The following is a 347-nucleotide window of genomic DNA, read 5'->3' as shown; positions in this document are numbered from 1 at the left end:
GGGCGCGCATTACCTGATGGTGCTGGCGTTCCTGCGCGGCGCGACCAACCCGCCCCCTAAGAACTGGCTGACGCAGGCGGAGACGTGGAAGCCTAAAAAGGCGATCATCGACACCGTCGTGCCGAAGGGCGCTGAGCAGGCCTTGGTGTTCCTCGTCCCCGATACCGGCGGCGCGATCGGCGCAGTGACGAGCGCGGTCCGCGACCGGCCGGGCGCATTCGTGCGCGCGTCGCAGGAGCTGAACCAGGCGATGCTCGACCGCGCGCGACTGGCGGCGTTCCTCGACGGCATCCAGCGCCACGATTCGACGCGCATCGCCGAAGTGTCGCCCCAACTCGCCCAGAGCC

General features: G+C 69.5%; 1 protein-coding gene. It reads left to right on the top strand.

Going from position 1 to position 347, the window contains the following annotated elements:
- The coding region (locus AC0IYH_RS30115; protein WP_471837775.1) for a hypothetical protein at positions 1–347 on the top strand (347 nt) is incomplete at both ends.

The organism is Pseudomonas sp. AC463, from assembly GCF_979253585.1.
The sequence above is the reverse complement of the archived record's forward strand: the minus strand, read 5'-3'. Positions and strand labels throughout refer to the sequence as shown.